Origin of the sequence: Longimicrobium sp., assembly GCA_036387335.1 — a bacterium.
In the GTDB taxonomy this organism is placed as follows: domain Bacteria; phylum Gemmatimonadota; class Gemmatimonadetes; order Longimicrobiales; family Longimicrobiaceae; genus Longimicrobium.
In genome coordinates this window covers 1-15,621 of the sequence record DASVTZ010000134.1, presented here as the reverse complement: position 1 = coordinate 15,621, position 15,621 = coordinate 1, and the positions used below count along the sequence as shown (strand labels likewise).

The 15,621-nt window shown below is 70.4% G+C and carries 18 protein-coding genes; 9 read left to right on the top strand and 9 right to left on the bottom strand.

What is annotated here, in order from left to right:
- Positions 1-168: 168 nt before the first annotated feature.
- The 3 genes from VF647_12500 to VF647_12490 all read left to right on the top strand — a co-directional run bounded on the left by VF647_12500 (position 169) and on the right by VF647_12490 (position 2,041).
- Positions 169-534, top strand: coding sequence for a response regulator (locus VF647_12500; protein ID HEX8452913.1), 366 nt, complete (start codon positions 169-171; stop codon positions 532-534).
- Positions 516-1,337 (top strand): class I SAM-dependent methyltransferase, encoded by an 822-nt coding sequence (locus VF647_12495; protein HEX8452912.1) that lies wholly within the window; start codon positions 516-518, stop codon positions 1,335-1,337. Before VF647_12500 ends, VF647_12495 begins: the two co-directional genes overlap by 19 nt.
- A 131-nt stretch (positions 1,338-1,468) precedes the next feature.
- On the top strand, positions 1,469-2,041 hold the full coding sequence (locus VF647_12490; protein HEX8452911.1) for a hypothetical protein: 573 nt from the start codon (positions 1,469-1,471) through the stop codon (positions 2,039-2,041).
- Positions 2,042-2,181: 140 nt separating this feature from the next.
- Here the strand turns inward: VF647_12490 and VF647_12485 are convergent, their stop codons facing one another.
- From VF647_12485 to VF647_12470, 4 genes are all read right to left on the bottom strand, one after another.
- Entirely contained in the window at positions 2,182-2,631 is a 450-nt protein-coding gene (locus VF647_12485) for a DUF5655 domain-containing protein (protein ID HEX8452910.1), read from the bottom strand.
- Between the two features lie 79 nt (positions 2,632-2,710).
- Positions 2,711-3,214 carry a GAF domain-containing protein gene (locus tag VF647_12480; protein HEX8452909.1) on the bottom strand — a complete coding sequence of 168 codons (504 nt, stop codon included), beginning with the start codon at positions 3,212-3,214 and terminating at the stop codon, positions 2,711-2,713.
- Positions 3,211-3,522: a hypothetical protein gene (locus VF647_12475; GenBank protein HEX8452908.1), complete on the bottom strand. Its 312-nt coding sequence runs from the start codon at positions 3,520-3,522 to the stop codon at positions 3,211-3,213. Before VF647_12475 ends, VF647_12480 begins: the two co-directional genes overlap by 4 nt.
- A gap of 68 nt (positions 3,523-3,590) precedes the next feature.
- Positions 3,591-4,376 carry a CpsB/CapC family capsule biosynthesis tyrosine phosphatase gene (locus tag VF647_12470; GenBank protein HEX8452907.1) on the bottom strand — a complete coding sequence of 262 codons (786 nt, stop codon included), beginning with the start codon at positions 4,374-4,376 and terminating at the stop codon, positions 3,591-3,593.
- A gap of 393 nt (positions 4,377-4,769) precedes the next feature.
- On the opposite strand from VF647_12470, the gene VF647_12465 reads away from it, so the two are divergent.
- The 5 genes from VF647_12465 to VF647_12445 all read left to right on the top strand — a co-directional run bounded on the left by VF647_12465 (position 4,770) and on the right by VF647_12445 (position 9,364).
- The gene (locus VF647_12465; GenBank protein HEX8452906.1) at positions 4,770-5,213 is read left to right on the top strand and encodes a hypothetical protein; all 444 of its coding nucleotides are present in this window, start codon (positions 4,770-4,772) and stop codon (positions 5,211-5,213) included.
- Positions 5,213-6,493 carry a cation:proton antiporter gene (locus VF647_12460; GenBank protein HEX8452905.1) on the top strand — a complete coding sequence of 427 codons (1,281 nt, stop codon included), beginning with the start codon at positions 5,213-5,215 and terminating at the stop codon, positions 6,491-6,493. Before VF647_12465 ends, VF647_12460 begins: the two co-directional genes overlap by 1 nt.
- Positions 6,494-6,761: 268 nt before the next feature.
- Complete coding sequence (locus VF647_12455; GenBank protein ID HEX8452904.1) at positions 6,762-7,457, top strand: tetratricopeptide repeat protein; 696 nt, start codon at positions 6,762-6,764, stop codon at positions 7,455-7,457.
- Positions 7,458-7,466: 9 nt separating this feature from the next.
- A complete protein-coding gene (gene lgt / locus VF647_12450) occupies positions 7,467-8,423 on the top strand; it encodes a prolipoprotein diacylglyceryl transferase (GenBank protein ID HEX8452903.1) in 957 nt (318 codons plus the stop codon).
- Positions 8,424-8,434: 11 nt separating this feature from the next.
- A complete protein-coding gene (locus tag VF647_12445; protein ID HEX8452902.1) occupies positions 8,435-9,364 on the top strand; it encodes a cation diffusion facilitator family transporter in 930 nt (309 codons plus the stop codon).
- Between the two features lie 380 nt (positions 9,365-9,744).
- On the opposite strand, the gene trxB is transcribed toward VF647_12445, so the two are convergent.
- The 3 genes from trxB to VF647_12430 all read right to left on the bottom strand — a co-directional run bounded on the left by trxB (position 9,745) and on the right by VF647_12430 (position 12,421).
- Positions 9,745-10,791 (bottom strand): thioredoxin-disulfide reductase, encoded by a 1,047-nt coding sequence (trxB, locus tag VF647_12440; protein ID HEX8452901.1) that lies wholly within the window; start codon positions 10,789-10,791, stop codon positions 9,745-9,747.
- 76 nt (positions 10,792-10,867) lie between these two features.
- Positions 10,868-11,923: an ATP-binding protein gene (locus VF647_12435; GenBank protein HEX8452900.1), complete on the bottom strand. Its 1,056-nt coding sequence runs from the start codon at positions 11,921-11,923 to the stop codon at positions 10,868-10,870.
- Positions 11,924-12,079: 156 nt separating this feature from the next.
- Entirely contained in the window at positions 12,080-12,421 is a 342-nt protein-coding gene (locus tag VF647_12430; protein HEX8452899.1) for a cupin domain-containing protein, read from the bottom strand.
- A gap of 674 nt (positions 12,422-13,095) precedes the next feature.
- Between VF647_12430 and VF647_12425 the strand changes: the two genes are divergently transcribed.
- Positions 13,096-14,013 (top strand): DUF3667 domain-containing protein, encoded by a 918-nt coding sequence (locus VF647_12425; protein HEX8452898.1) that lies wholly within the window; start codon positions 13,096-13,098, stop codon positions 14,011-14,013.
- On the opposite strand, the gene VF647_12420 is transcribed toward VF647_12425, so the two are convergent.
- Positions 14,003-14,539, bottom strand: a complete 537-nt coding sequence (locus VF647_12420) for a GAF domain-containing protein (protein ID HEX8452897.1) — start codon at positions 14,537-14,539, stop codon at positions 14,003-14,005. The two genes, VF647_12425 and VF647_12420, sit on opposite strands and share 11 nt — an antisense overlap.
- A gap of 106 nt (positions 14,540-14,645) precedes the next feature.
- Entirely contained in the window at positions 14,646-15,362 is a 717-nt protein-coding gene (locus VF647_12415; protein ID HEX8452896.1) for an SRPBCC family protein, read from the bottom strand.
- Between the last annotated feature and the right edge of the window lie 259 nt (positions 15,363-15,621).

Genomic DNA, 15,621 nt, shown 5'->3' with positions numbered 1-15,621 from the left:
GGCCGCCGGCCAGATCCGGGCCGTGTACGACCAGCTCTGGTCCGGCGGCTGAGACACCTCGCATTCCGTTCCCCTGCTATTTACGTCGTGTGAGGAACCGGCGGTGGCATTCCGCTCGCGGGGGCGCCACGCTCACGTCAGGAAGCCGCCGCCGCTGCCAGGGAAGAGATGCGAGCATTGATCGTCGATGGTGATTCCGGGATGCGTCAGGCGTTGGCGGCGATCGTGGGCGGGCTCGGGCTGGAAATGACGGACGCGGCGACCGTGTTCACCGCATCGGGACACCTGGCGGCGGAGGCGTACGACCTGCTGGTGCTGTCGCTCCTTCTCCCCGATGGAACCGGGATGGACGTCGTACGCGCCGCGCACAGGCTGGGGTGCGAGGCGCCCTTTCTTCTCGTCACCGGCGCGCACGACCTGGACGCGCTGCCCGCGGCCGTCGGGGCCGTCCTCGGCTGGGACGACCTCCAGGAAGGCGCTCTTCCGACTTCTTTTCGCCCCTTGATCGAAGACGAATGGCCAGAGCGGACGTGACGCCCATGCACCGCGCCAGGCGGCTGGTGTGGGATGTCGGCAGGTTCGTGGTGTTCAAGTCGCGGCTGCTGGCGGCGATGGTGCGCGACGTTCGGGACCTGCGCGACCCGGAGCTCGCGCCGCTGCCGCCCGCCCGGCTGCGCCAGCGCGTGGGCGGGAGCACGGACGTGCAGACGTTCCTCATCGTCGGGAGGAACGTGGCGCGCGATCTCGATGACCTGCTGGGCACGCTGGGGCGCGGCGTCCATTCGTTCGAGAACGTCCTCGACTTCGGATGCGGCCCGGCGCGGGTGCTCCGCTTCCTGCGCGACGCCCCCGCATCGTGCCGGCTGCACGGCACCGACATCGATCCCGAGTCCATCGCGTGGTGCGAGCGGAACGTCCCCGAAGTGCGCTGGAGCGTGAACGGCCACCATCCGCCGACGCACTTCCCCGACGCGGCCTTCGACCTGATCTACTCGATCTCCGTCTTCACGCACCTCGACGAGCAACTGCAGCTCGCCTGGCTCCAGGAGCTGCGGCGGATCGCGCGGCCGGGTGCGATCCTCATCATCAGTGTGCACGGCGAGCGGCTCGCGCGCGCAGCTATCCCGCGGCAAGCCGAGATCGATGCCGCAGGGGTCTTGTTCGTGGAGGGCGCGACGGGGATGCTGAAGCCGGACGGGCTCCCCGACTTCTACCAGAACAGCTTCCACACCCGCGACTACATCCTGCGGGAGTGGTCGAAGTACTTCGAGGTGCTGGAGTACCGCGAGCGCGCCATCAACAACCACCAGGACGCGGTGATTCTGCGCGGGAGGTGAGGCGGCTACGTACTGCGCGCGCCGCCGCTACGTAGCGCGACGTACAGCGGCATCGCCCCGCGGGTGGCAACTTGGGAGCGTTCGGTGCGCATGGCGCATCCACGATCTCCCAAGCGACGCGAGCCCCAAAGATGAAGCGTGCCCTTGCCGCCGCCGTTGCCGCGCTCCTCTGCGCCGCCCCGGCCCGTGCCCAGATCGACGACTCGCTCCCTCCGGAGCGGACGCAGTCGATCTCCATACTCCCGTTCCACTTCCTTTTCGGCTTCTACGCGGGCGACTACGAGCGCGTGGTGGCGCCGACGGTATCGCTGGGGCTCGGATCGAGCTACTTCTCCGCGGACGGCTACACCTACGACGGCCTGGCACCGGGCGATGTGTACGAAACCGGCGAGCTCCACTACGCCACGCTGGAAGGCAAGCTGCGCTACTACCCCTCCGCCGATGGGCTCAACGGCGTGTCGTTCGGCGTGACGTTCGGGCCCACCTGGGTGCGCGGCGACCACGTGGCCCCGGACGGCGGCGACACCTTTACCGCGCTGGGCGTGGGCTTCGAGGTGGCGAGGAGCCACACGATGGGCGTGGACCGGCGCTTCTACTACGGCTACGGCGGCGGCGGCAAGCGCCTCTTTCCCGTGACCTCGGCCAGCGGCGAAGCGCAGCTGGTGATCCCCACGCTGCGGCTCTCCGTCGGAATGCTTTTCTGATACGCGGGCGGAGTCACGGATAAGGGTCTCACGCAAAGACGCGAAGGCGCAAAGAAAGTGATCTCATCCTTTCCTTCGCGTCTTCGCGCCTTTGCGTGACATTTGGGTCCCTCGAGACGCTAGGCGGGTGGACGTCTCCATCAGCGGTCGAGGTGCTTCTGCTCGCCCACGTCGTACGCTTCGCGCAGGAAGGCGAGCAGGTCGGGGGAGATGTCAGCCTCATCGGTGAGGCGGAAGTGGTGGACGTGGTTGCGCGGCGAGATGGTGTCGATGCGGCGGAAGGCGGGGTGCTCCACACGCCGCGCCAGCACCAGGTGCCCGTCGATCCAGGCGCGCGCGGGAGTGAGCTGCGCGAACGACATCCGCGTCTGGAAGGCGATGCGCGTCTTCTGCGGCAGCACGGTCACGGGCCCGATCTCCCTGATCCGCGCCAGGAATGCGTCGTACAGCTCACGGATGCGCGGCTCCCGCCCGGCGAAGTGCGCCTCGAGCGAGTGCCGCCCGCACGCGTGCCGCTGCCCCGCGTTGGCGAATGCGCGCCCGCAGTCGGGGCACGTCCACAGAGGGCGGGAAGATGCGGGGGTGCTCATCGCGGCGGGGCTCCAGAAGAAAGCGGTACGGAGAGATTTGCTCCCCGTACCGCTTTCGTCAACAAGATGGCCAGATCCGCTACGCCCGGCGGCCTTCGATGCGCGCGACGGCTTCGCGGGCGAGGTCGCGGAGGACCTCCACGTCGGCGGGCGAAAAGGTGCGCTCCTCCAGGCCCACGACGCACAGGTTGCCCAGCACGTGCCCGCGCGACGAGATCAGCGGGACGCCCGCGTAGCAGCGCACCCCGTCCTGCGTGACGAGCGGGTTGGTGGCGTGATAGGGGTGCGTGGTCGCGCTCTCCACCACGAAGGCGTCGCGGGTGCGCACCGAGGTGGCGCAGAACGACCACTCCACCGGGTGCCCGCGCGTCTCGGCCAGCCAGAGCCCGTCGATGCCGTGCGAGCCGGCCACGTGCAGCGCCTCGTCCAGCACCACGCTGATCAGCGAGACGGGGAGTCCCAGCTGGGCCGCCGCCTTCGCGGCCACCTCGGCCAGGATCGGGTCGATGTCTGGCGAGAGGAGGTCCAGATCCGCGATCTCCTGGAGCCGCGCGGCGTCGTACAGCGGATCGTGTGCGTTCATCGCGGGGCTCCGGCGGCGGTTGCCGCGCCGTTGGCGGCGAGGCGGGCATAGGTGCGCAGGCGGATCTCCATCGAGCGCGCGACGACAGCGGTGGGGCCGCCCTGTGCGGAGAGCGCCTGGATGGCGCGCTCGAACGGCGAGCCGTCCTCCACGCGGCCCACCTGCAGGCCGGCCGCGCGGCACGCCTCGGACCAGCGCTCGCCGCCGCGCTCGGCGCCGAAGACGCGCTGGAGCGCCGCGCGCGCATCCGCCTCGCCGGGCGGATGGAGGGAGTACCCCGGAATGGGAGTGCGGGTCGATGGCTGCATGACGATTCGGACAGGGTGTCGTGAGGGGCTCGCCTTCCCGCGATACGCCGCAACCCGCCCCCGCGGATCTATTCGCCCAGCCGCAGGATGCGCTTCCAGAGCGGCGGCGTCACCTCCAGCGGCGGCACTTCCAGCGGCGGCTCGCCTTGCAGGAGGCGCGCGGCGTTGGTTTCCAGGAGGAGCCCGGCCTGCTCCTCGCCGCCGCGCGAGCGGAGCAGGTCGCGCGCGCCCGCCAGCGCCAGCCGGCCGCGCGCGTGGTAGTCGCTCGCCAGGTAGTCCACCCAGCCGAGCCGCAGGAGCCGCCATGCGCGCGCCTGCGGCTCCCTTCCGAAGCGGCCCAGCAGCGAACCCGCGTTCACCTGCAGCCGCGCGCCCATCCGCCGCCACTCCGCGGCATCGCGCAGCTCCTCGTGGAGGTTCGGGTAGCGCTCGGGATGCGCCACGACCGGCGTCCATCCGCGTTCCAGCAGGTACGAAAGGGTCTGCTCGGCGGTTACCGGCACCAGCATGCGCGGAAACTCGACTAGCGCGAACGGGGTCCCCGCCAGCCGGGTGCGCGGGTCGGAGAGGTCGGGGGTATCGGTGTTCAGCATCACCTCGGCGCCGAGCTCCAGCCGCAGCGCCGGCTCCTCCGCGGCGGCGATGCCGCGCATCTCCTTCCACCCCGCCTCCACCTGGTCCAGGCGCGCGCGGAGCTCCTCGGGGTGCGCCGTCAGCGCGCCGCTCAGGTGCGGCGTGGTGATGGCGGTGTGCACCCCCTGGCCCCGCATCTCGGCGATCGCCGCGCGCGCCTGCTCCACGTCGGCCGCGCCGTCGTCCACGCCGGGAACGAGGTGGCTGTGGAAGTCGATCAAGTACGCATCTCCACCGGTGGGCTCCTCCTGCGCAATCGCATTCCGCAATCGGCAGGGTACCGCACCGGAGGGCGGTTCTGCAAGGCCGGCGAGGCTAGAGGCCCGCGCGCCGTCCTCTCGTCGCGCGTAGTAGATCCTTCGCTCCGCGCCAGAGTGAGGAGCCGGGGCAAGGGCGGTGCAGCGCGTCGCTCAGGATGACAAAATGGGGGGGAGGGCCGCGCCCCACAGATCGCCGCGCGCGAGCCCGCTTCAGCGGGCTTCCCGTCGTTCCAGCCGGAGGATTCATCCCCCGGCGATTGGGCGCCCGCGTTCGTTACGGACCCCTCGTTGACACACGCGCGCGGCCGGGGCACTTTCCCGCCGCCAATCGCGCCCACCATTCCGCCTGTTCCGATGAAGTCTCTTCTTACGTACGTGATGATGGTGTTCATTCCGATCGCGGGGGTGCTCGGCGTGCTGCACGCCGGGCGCGACCTGCGTGCGCCGCGCGCCATCGGCGGCGAGTGGCGGATCGGGGCGGGGCCGCTCGCGGGCTCCACCTTTGTGGTGCAGCAGTCGGGGGAGCACCTCTCGCTCGTGCTGCCGGTGAGCGGCGGAATCCAGCTGCGGGGCAGGTTTCGCGGCGACACGCTCGAGCTGAGGAACGGCGGTCTTGCCCTCACCCATGCGGAGTACTGTGATCCGATGGGGGGCACGGCCCTGCGCGCCATCGTCGACCTCACGACGGCGCCGGGGCGGATGAAGGGCGCCGCGATGGTCGGGGGCGAGCACTGCCTGCCGATCCCGTTCGAAGCCGCGCGCGCGCCAAAGCCAGGGAGAAAGGGCGGGGGACACTGATGCCGAACCTTCTCCTTCTCCTCGTCCAGATCGGCGTCGTGCTGGTGGCGGCGCGGCTGGTGGGGCTCCTCTTCCGCCGCATCCACCAGCCGCAGGTGGTGGGCGAGATGGTGGCGGGGATCCTCCTGGGGCCGTCGCTGCTCGGGTGGGCGGCGCCCGACATCTCCGCGCGCCTCTTTCCGGCGGCGTCGCTCGGCTTCCTGAACTCGATCAGCCAGATCGGGCTGCTCATCTTCATGTTCCTCGTGGGGCTGGAGCTCGACCCGAAGCTGCTGCGCGGCAAGAGCCACACGGCGGTGGTGACGAGCCACGCCAGCATCGTCGCCCCCTTTTTCCTCGGCGCGCTCCTCTCGCTCCTCCTCTACCCGCGCCTCTCGGACGACAGCGTCACGTTCACCGGCTTCGCGCTCTTCATGGGCGCGGCCATGAGCGTGACCGCGTTCCCCGTGCTGGCGCGCATCCTCACCGAGCGCGGGCTTACGAAGACGCGCGTGGGGGCGGTGGCCATCGCTTGCGCGGCGGTGGACGACGTGACGGCGTGGTGCATCCTGGCCGGCGTGGTGGCGGTGGTGCGGAGCGGCACGGGCGCGCACTCGCTCTGGGTGACGCTGGCCGGGTCGGCGGCGTTCGTCGCGGTGATGCTCGGACTTGTACGGCCGGTGCTGGCGCGGCTGGAGGGCGCCTTCCACCGGCAGGGCAGGCTGACGCAGGACCTCCTCGGCGGCGTGCTCCTGCTGGGCCTCGCCTCCGCGTGGGTGACGGAGTACCTGGGGATCCACGCGCTGTTCGGCGCCTTCCTGGCCGGCGCGGTGATGCCCAAGGGGGAGCGCTTCGTCCACGCCCTCACGGAGAAGCTGGAGGACGTGACGGTGGTCCTCCTCCTCCCGCTCTTCTTCGCCTTCACGGGCCTGCGCACCGCGTTCGGGCTGCTGGAGGGCGCGGAGATGTGGGGGTACGCCGCGCTGATCATCCTGGTGGCGGTTGCGGGAAAGTGGGGCGGCTCCACACTCGCCGCGCGCTTCACGGGGATGACCTGGCGCGAGGCCGGCGCGGTCGGCGTGCTGATGAACACGCGCGGCCTGATGGAGCTGGTTATCCTCAACATCGGCCTGGACATCGGCGTGATCTCCCCCGCGCTCTTCGCGATGATGGTGCTGATGGCGCTGGTCACCACCTTCATGACCTCGCCGCTGCTGGAGTGGATCTATCCGGCGCGGATGATCCGGCGGGATGCGGCGGTGGCGGTGGGGGAGGAAGTGCGTGAGTGCGTGAGTGCGTGAGTGCGTGAGTGCGTTGGAAAAGTAGTGCTAAGTCCTGAGTGCTGAGTGCTGGGGGGGAATGGCCGGGGGTCAGCACTTGGCACTTAGGACTCAGGACTAACGCACTTCCGCACTCACGCACTCCCGGTTGACACAAGTCCAAGCGCGGCGCTAATTTTCGGTTTCTGTGCACCCGCCGGGTGGCGGCGTGCACCCATCGCCGTTTCCGGTGCAACCAGGCGCTTCGGCCGAAATCGCGCCGCTGCCGCAACTCCATTCCGAGGACTGCATGGCTTCGCCCTCCGTCGCCCGTACCCGCCGCCCCTCCGCCGCTGTCCAGTCCGACGACGCGTTCGCAATGCGCGCCGCCGAAGTCGCGGAGTGGGCCAAGCGGAACATCCGCCGGATCGTGACGGTGGCGGGTGCCCTCGCCGTGCTGATGCTGCTCGCCGTGGGCTACTTCCTCATGCAGCGCAGCAACGCGTCCCGGGCCTCGGTGGCGTACCTGGAGCTCTCCGCCGGGAACGCGCAGGGGCCGCAGCGGACGACGCAGCTGGAGGCGTTCGTGGCGCAGTACGGCGGCACCAACGAGGGGAAGGAGGCGCGCCTGGAGCTCGCCGGACTCTATCTGGACGCCAACCAGCCCGCCCGCGCGCTGCCGCACGCCCGTGAAGTCGCCGGTTCCGGCGGGAACCTGAAGTACCAGGGGCAGCTGATGCTGGGCTCGGTGCTGGCCCGCACCGGCGACCGCGCCGGCGCCATCCAGGCGTACCGCGACGCCGCGGCCACCGCCCGCATGGACTTCCAGCGCGCCGAGGCGCTGAACCAGGCCGCCATCCTCCAGGAAGGGGCGGGGAACTGGCAGGGCGCCGCGGAGCTGTACCGCGAGATGCTCAAGGACACCAAGGAAGGGACGATGGACCGCTCCATCATCGAGATGCGCCTGTCCGAGACCGAGGCGAAGATCGCGACGGCGCGCCGCTAGCCCCTCCCGGTGCTGGAGATACGCTACCCCTTCATCGATCCCGTCGCGATCGACCTCCCCGGGCCGCTGGACGTGCGGTGGTACGGGCTTGGGTACATGGCCGGGTTCGGCGTAGCGTACTACATCCTGCGGCGCCTGGCACAGAGGCGCTTCCTGAAGCTTGATCCCGACGCGGTGGGCGACCTCATCTTCGCCCTCATGCTCGGCGTCATCCTCGGGGGGCGCCTCGGCTACATCCTCTTCTACGATTTCTCCAGGTTCGCCGCCAACCCGCTCTCCATCGTCCGCATCTGGGAGGGCGGGCTCGCCTTCCACGGCGGATTGCTCGGCGTGATCGTGGCCGGCGCCTGGTTCGCGCGGAAGCACCGGGCCCGCTTCCTGAACCTGGGCGACTCCCTGGCGCTGGGCGTGTGCCCCGGAATCTTCGCGGTGCGCGTCGCCAACTTCGTCAACGGCGAGCTGTACGGACGCATCGCCGCGCGGGACGTGCCCTGGGCGGTGCGCTTTCCGGCCGATCCCAAGGCGGCCGAGCTCCTAGGAGTCGGCGGCGCGCTGCAGGATCGCGAGCGCGTCATCCGCGGCGCCTACGAGTCCGGTCGGTGGGACGCGGTCCGCGCGCAGGTCCCCCTCCGCCACCCGTCGCAGCTCTACGAGGCGCTCGGCGAGGGGCTGGTGCTGGGGGTGATCCTCTGGCTCGTGTACCGCTGGTCGGCGCGGCGCGGGCACCCGTTGGGCGCGGGGTTCTTTGGCGGCGTGTTCATGCTGGGGTACGGCGTGGCGCGCACCTTCATCGAGCTCTTTCGCCAGCCGGACGTGCAGTTCACCGACAAGGCTGACGAGCTCGGCACCGTGCTCGGCCCGCTTACGATGGGCCAGACGCTCTCCCTCCTGATGATCGCCGTGGGGATCTTTCTCGTGGTGCAGGGGTGGAGGAAGCGCGCACCGCGGGCACAACTTTCCACCTGACGCGAACGGCCATGGGCGCGGGACACCACCACGGACACGGGCATGCGCACGGCCACGCGCACGGCAGCCAGCGCCGGCTCGCGGTCGTGCTGGTGCTGGCGGCGGCGTACATGGTGGCGGAGGCGGTGGGCGGCTGGATGGCCGGCTCCCTCGCCCTGCTGGCCGACGCGGGGCACATGCTCTCCGACGTGGGTGCGCTGGCGCTCTCGCTCTTCGCGGCGTGGATCGGGCACCGCCCCGCCAACGCGCGCCGCACCTACGGCTACCACCGCACCGAGATCCTGGCCGCGCTCGCCAACGCGAGCACGCTGATCGCCATCTCCCTCTTCATCTTCGTGGAGGCTTTCCAGCGCCTGAGCCATCCGCAGCCGGTGCAGGGCGCGCTGGTGATGTGGATCGCGGTGGGCGGTCTGCTGGTGAACCTGGCGGGGATGTGGGTGCTCCACGGCGGCCGCGGCGAGAACCTGAACGTGCGCGGCGCCTGGCTGCACATGCTCACCGACGCGCTGGGGAGCGTCGGCGCCATCGCGGGCGGCGCCGCCGTGTGGGCCTTCGGCTGGTTCTGGGCGGACCCGGCGGTGTCGGTCCTCATCGGCGCTCTCGTGATCTACGCCTCCTGGGGTCTCCTCAAGGAAAGCGTCTCCGTCCTCCTTGAAGGCACCCCCACCCACATCGACCTGGACGAAGTCCGCGCCGCCATGCTCCAGGTGGACGACGTGGAGGCGGTGCACGACCTCCACGTCTGGACCATCACCAGCGGCATGGAGGCGATGAGCGGCCACGTCATCGTCGGCGAGCGCCACGAGCGCCGCCCCTCCGCCGACATCCTCGCCGACCTGCACCGCATGCTCCACGAGCGCTTCGGCCTGCACCACCTGACGATCCAGCTGGAGCCGCGCGGGTTCAAGGAGAGCGGGTGCGTGACGCTGGCGGGGTGCTGAAGGGCGGGGAATGGGGAATGGGGAATGGGGAATGGGGAATGGGGAATGGGAATGGGGAATGGTGCGGTCCTCTGCATCTGCCGGCGCCGCGCGGATCCTGTAGGGGCGCGATTCATCGCGCCCGTGCCCGCCACGGCCCCACCGCCCGCCGTGGTGCACCGATGCCCGTAGGGGCAGACCTGCGTGTCTGCCCACCCCTGCCGCCACCCCGACCCACGCCCCCGCGCACCGAAAATCCGTAGGGGCAGCCCCGCGTGGCTGCCCGTGCCCTCCCCGGCGCCGCCCCGCGCAACCGGCACCAATGCACGCAAACGCCCCTCCCCCGCAGTTTGGGGGAGGGGCCGCGAGGAACGAGCGGGGGAGGGGGCCCCGCCGCCCCCTCAGTCCACCGCGATCCCGCCGTGGTCCGCCTGCGCGATCGAGCTTTCGGCCGTCTCCAGCACCGGGTCCTGGCCGATGCCGTCGTGCAGCGCAAGCCAGCGCTCCGCCTCCAGCGCGGCCATGCACCCCGTGCCGGCGGCGGTGATGGCCTGGCGGAAGTAGTCGTCCATCACGTCCCCGGCGGCGAAGACGCCGTTGACACTGGTGCGCGTGCGCCAGGGGTGCGGCGTCTTCACGTAGCCGTGCTCCGTCAGCTCGAGCGCCCCTTCCAGGAACGACGTGTTCGGCGTGTGGCCGATCGCCACGAACAGCCCGCCGCACTCGAAATCCTCCTCCGCGCCCGTGGTGAGCGACTTGAGGCGCACGCCCGTCACGAACTCGTCGCCCAGCACGTCCGTCACGGCGGAGTTCCAGCGCACGCTGATCTTTGGGTTCTCCAGCGCGCGCTTCGCCATCACCTGCGACGCACGGAACGAGTCGCGGCGGTGCACGATCACCACCTCGCTGGCGAACTTGGTGAGGTAGTTGGCCTCCTCCATCGCCGTGTCGCCGCCGCCGACCACCACCAGGCGCTGGTTGCGGAAGGCGGGGAGGGCCCCGTCGCACACCGCGCACGCGCTGACGCCGCCGCCCGACTGCGCCAGCCGCATCTCGTTGGGAAGCCCCAGCCAGTTGGCGCGCGCGCCGGTGGAGATGATGACGGAGCGCGCGTGCACCTCGCCGGACCAGGTGAGCCGCAGCACGAAGGGGTGCCCGGTGAGGTCCACCGAGGCCACGTTCTCGCCGATCACGCGCGTGCCGAAGCGGACGGCCTGCGCCTTCATCCGCTCCATCAGCTCCTGCGCCTGCAGCCCGTCCGGAAAGCCGGGGAAGTTCTCGATCTCGGTGGTGTACATGAGCTGCCCGCCCGGGATCATCGTGGGCGACGGCTCCCCCTCGATCACGAGCGGATCCAGGTTGGCGCGTGCGGCGTACAGGGCGGCCGTCCAGGCCGCGGGGCCCGATCCGACGATCACCACGTTCTCGATCTTCCCGTCCGCGCTCATCCGTCCTCCATGGAAGTGTGCACCGCGTCCATTCGCGATGCTGGAATATAACGGGGCAGCCAAGCGCCTGCACCCGTCACGCGCGCGCCTCCGCCAGCGGGATCTCGGCGCAGACGCGCGTGCCGGCGCCGGGGGTGCTCTTCACCTCCACGCGCCCGCCCAGGTACGACGCGCGCTCGCTCATTCCGAATAGCCCCAGCCCTCCCGAATCCGCGCTCCTCACCCGCGCCGCGTCGAAGCCGCGCCCGTCGTCCTCCACCGTCACCACGAGCTGCTCCTCCTCCCGCCGCAGTCGCACGGTGGCGAGGGTGGCGGCGGCGTGGCGCACGACGTTGGAGAGCGCTTCCTGCACGATCCTGTACACCGCAAGCTCGCCTTCGGGCGTCAGTGCGCCGTCCACCGGCTCCGCCTCCAGCCGCACGCGCAGCCCGGCGATCTCGGACACGGAGCGGACGTGCGATTCGATGGCGGGCACCAGCCCCAGCTCGTCGAGGGCGGGTGGCCGCAGTCCGCGGGCGAAGCGGCGCACCCCCTCCAGCGCCGCCCCGATCTCGCGCCGCATGTCGTCCAGCAGCCTTTCCAGCGCCTCCGGATCGGCGTTGCGCAGCACCCGGATGCGGATGAGGAGCGCGGCCAGGAGCTGCGCCGTCTCGTCGTGCAGCTCGCGGGCGATGCGCTTCCGCTCCTCCTCGGCCGCGTACAGGGCGCGCGCCGCCACCTCGCGCAGGCGTGCGCGGTAGGCCGCCGCGGCGTCGAGCGAGCCGTTGAAGGTGCGGGTGAGCTGCTCCAGCTCGCGGTCCGCCATGGGGGAGACGGGGGCGCGCGCGTCCAGGTCTCCGGCCTGCACGCGCGCCGCGCTCCGCTCCAGCAGCTCCAGCGGCTGCAGCGCAAGGCGCAGGATGACGGCGTTCACGAGCACGGTGGCCCCCACGCCGGCCAGCGCGAAGGCGCTCGCCAGGTCCAGGATGGAGCCCCCTGGCTTGGCGCGCACGTACGCCGCCGTCAGCGTGCTCCCCAGCACGGCGCCCAGCAGCACCAGCGCCGCGTTGGCGATGAGGATCTTGTAGAAGAGCGGAACGCGGAGGAGCGCGCGCAGGATGCGCGCTCCGGGCGTCGCGGGCGGATCGGTCATGGCGGCGCGCGGGGTGCGGGTCGGCGCGGAAGATACATCCGCCCGCCGCAAAGCGCGAAGAGAAAAGAAGTCCTAAGTGCTAAGTGCTAAGTCCTGAAGAGCGAAGTTCACTTAGCACTTGGCACTTGGCACTTGGCACTTGGCACTTCTTTATTCCTACCCCGCGTCGCGCCCGTGCACCTGGAACGGCGGGTGGGTCGCCTCGAGGGCGGTGAAGGGCTCCAGGATGCGGTAGGTGTGGGTGGCGCCGCGGGGCACCGTCCACGAGTCGCCGGGCTCCAGGATGAGCATCTGCCCTTCCGTGTGCAGCTCCGCGCGCCCGCTGATGACGAAGCCCACCACCTCGTAGTCGCGGGCCACCGGCTCCTTGTCGTCCTCCGGGGGCGCGTTCTCCCACAGGCGCATGGAGAGGGAGACGCCGGTCGCGAGGTACTTCTGTCCATGCTCGCCGGTTGGCGAGCTCGTGGAGCTGACCTTCATCACGCTGGTGTCGCCCATCGTCTGTCTCCAATCAGGGGCCCGCCTCGCCACCGTCGGTCGTGGACGGCGCCGGGGCCGGCGAAAAGGTGCGGCGCCCCTGCGCAGGCATCGTGCCCGCACCCGCATGGCACGAGTCCGGCATCCGCGTTGTGCGGCAGTGCGACGCCCCTCAATTCCTGGTCGATCACATGAGAACATTCCTCGCGGTGGCGCTGCTCCTCACGTCGTACTCTTTCGCGCCGACGCCCGCAGTGGCGCAGCGCGGGTGCCCGCCCACGGATCAGCAGTCCGAGCGTCGTGTCCGGAGTCTGCTTTCCCTTCCCAATCTGGCGCAGTCGAATGTCGACATGGGGAGTGCGTCTCGCGATTCCGTGAAGCCATTGCGCACCGAGAGCGACCGTGCGCTCTGCGGTAAGCTCTGGGAGGCCGTGGAAGCGCAGCCCCGCCGGGCCCCTGAGCGTTATACCTTCGCGTTCTACCGCTCCGGCGACCGGTACTTCGTGACACTCACGCCTCCTCCCGTGCCGCCGGGCCGGGCTATGCTCCGGCATGATAACGCAGTAGAGGTATACGACCGCGAGTTCAGGCTCCTGGCGCGGTTCGGTATCTAAGAAAGCCGAAGGTCCGGCGCGGCACGACTTCAGCATCTGCGGTGGGCGGGTACCCGTTTGCCGCACGCCGCGAGCGCCGCGATGACCCAGACCGCTCCCGTCGCACCCGAAGCGAGCTCGCCTGACCGGCGCGCCGCTCCCGCGCGGGCGTGCCCCAACTGCGGGACGTGGGTGGACGACCGCTTCTGCCCGAGTTGCGGACAGCGCAACGCGGAGCGGCTGGTGTCGGTGCGCCGCATCCTCACCGACACGCTGGAGGACCAGCTCGCCCTCAACGCGGCCCTCCCACGCACGTTGGGAGCGCTCATCTTCCGCCCCGGCCTGCTCACGCGGGAGTACGTGGCGGGGCGAATCGCGCGGTACCTGCCGCCCTTTCGCCTGTACCTGGTCTCCAGCGTCGTCTTCTTCGTGGCGCTCTCGGGCATCGCCAACGCGGACCGCATGTGGCGCGACGCCGCCCCGCGCGTCCGCCAGTGGGAGGCGCAGCACCCCGGCGAGCGGCCCCAGAACATCAACCTCGGCTTCGACACCCTGAGTGCGCCCGGCTGGACGCGCCCGCTGGCCCGGCGCATCCTGCGCCAGCAGGACAAGCTCAACGCGATGGCTCCCCTGGAGTCGCTGCGTCTGCAGATGGAGAGCTTCAACCGCAACGCGCCGCGCGCCACCTTCTTCCTGGTCCCCGCCTTCGCCGGCGTGCTGCACCTCCTCTACCTGCGCCGGCGGAAGATGTACGTCGAGCACCTCGTCTTCGCGCTCCACGTGCAGTCGTTCGCCTTTCTCGTCGCCGCGGCGGGGCTGATGGTCCCGTACACGGTGCCGGGGCGCAACCGCGTCGTCGGGCTGATCCTGCTCGGGTACCTGTTGTGGGCGATGAAGGTGTCGTACGGGCAGGGATGGCCGAAGACGCTCCTGAAGTACGCCGCCGTGGTCGTGTGCTACGGCTCCATCCTCGGCGGGACGATCGTGGCGCTGACGTTGATCTCGCTGCTCACGCTGTGACCACCGGCAGCGCCTCCTTGTCGCGCAGCAGGGCGATGATCGCCTCCAGGTGCTCGCGGTCCACCTCGTCGAAGGCGGCGGGGATGGTGCTGTCGACGTCGAGCACCGCGATCAGGCGGTCCCGCGCGTCCCACACCGGCACCACGATCTCGGACATCGATGCGGAGTCGCAGGCGATGTGGCCGGGGAACGTGTTCACGTCCTCCACGATCAGCGTCCTTCCCTCGCGCGCCGCAGCGCCGCACACCCCGCGCTCGAACGGGATCCAGAGGCATCCCATCGACCCCTGGTACGGCCCCACGAGCAGCATCCGCTCCGCGACGCGCCGGTAGAAGCCCGTCCAGAAGTAGTACGGGAACGCGTTGTGGAGGAGGCACACGATGGACACCATCCCCGCCAGCAGGTCCCGCTCGCCCTCCAGCGTCGCGCGGATCTGCTCGGTTACGAGGGCATACCGCTCCGCCTTCGCCGCCGCGTCCATGCGCAGCTCGCCGGTTTTGTCGACTACGAATGTGTATTCGGCCATCTTAAAAAGCGCCTCACACAGAGCCACAGAGGGCACAACGAGAACAGATAAGGCTTCTCTGCGCCTTGCGGTTCCCTCTGTGCCCTCTGTGTGATGGTTTGGTCGGTTACTGCAGCTCGCGCCGCGCCGGCCCCCCGGCCTCCATCAGCTCGCGAAAGCGGCGCAGGTCGTCCTCCAGCATCGCCTGCGGCCTGCTGTGAAAGAGGCCCAGGATCGCCTGGCCGACCACGCCGCCCGGCGCATCGATCTCCACGGTGTAGTGCACCTCCGCCTGCGTGCCGTCGCCGAACGGGGTGAAGCGCACGGAGCCGCGGTTGGGGATGTCGGAGGGTTCGATCGACTCCCACGCGATGTACTCGCCGGGGCGGTCTTCCGTCAGGCGCGAGGTCCACTGGAAGGAGCGGCCCATCGGCCCCGCGGCGGTCCAGCGCGAGGTGCTCTCGTCCAGGATCTCCACGCGCGTGATGGCGTCGCGGAAGCGTGGTGCCGTCGTGAAGTCGCGCCAGAAGTCGTACAGCTCGCGCGCGGGCCGCTGGATGGCCGTGCGCGCCGAGCCGCGGAACCCGGCGTCGGGGTCGGGCTTGCTTGGACGCGCGGCGTCGTGGGAGCGGTCGATACCCAGGGCGCCGTACACCTGGCAGTAGCCGGTCACGCCGCGGTGCACCAACGTCGCGCCAGCAAGGCCGAGGATGGTGCCCTGCACGCCCCTTCTGCGCAGGCCGAGGACGGCGAGCGCGCCGCCTCCCAGCACCGAGAGGATGCGCTCGTTCTTTCCAACGTTCGTACGCGCGGCGCCGGTTTCGGCGCTGCGCGGCTCCCCCATCTTCGCCACGTCCGGACCTCCTGCTTCGGGACAACGTGCTGCGGTCGAGCGGCGGGCGGTGTGCAAGAGGCAAGCCCGGGTGGGGCCCTGAACGCACGAAGCCCGCGGGAGATCGTCTCCTCGCGGGCCTCGTGGTGTCGGCGGGAGTCGGTATCCTTCCTCGCCGTTTCCAACATATAGCGCACCCCGGGACTTGCGGCAAGATGGGGGGTGGGGTCCAGAGTTGTCGGCCGAAATTCCTCGGTGAGGCGGGAACAGG